The sequence below is a fragment of the Treponema sp. R6D11 genome, assembly GCF_054786075.1.
On record NZ_BDHD01001147.1, the window covers coordinates 1 to 375 of the forward strand.

Here is a 375-nt window from a genome sequence, read left to right on the forward strand (position 1 = left end):
CCTTCTTACTTCGCTGTAAATGGGAACAATTTCGCTTTTTGGAAACGGAGGAGGTCCCACAGACTCAAATTTATAATATGGAAGGAAATAAAGTCTTTTTATCCAATGCAACTCGTTTAAATTTTTTCTTCCAAAAGGCGTTATTCTGGACTCTTTTGAATTTTCCAGCATACGGCAATATTCAGTCAGGCGCGGAAGATAATCTCTGGAAAAACTGTCTTCTATGTAACCGCGCCAGTTGTTAATAATTTCGGTAAGTTCTTCGCCTACTCTTAAAGCCGAACCGTCAGGTCCTGTAACAGTACCAAAGTTCACATAACGCATTCCGATAAAAAGATCATCAAGTATGTGCAGCAAGACGGCAATATACTGAAG

Annotated in this window: 1 pseudogene; it reads right to left on the bottom strand. The window is 39.5% G+C overall.

What is annotated here, in order from left to right:
* Positions 1 to 375: pseudogene (locus ACYVTD_RS17870) on the bottom strand (hypothetical protein); the annotation flags it as partial.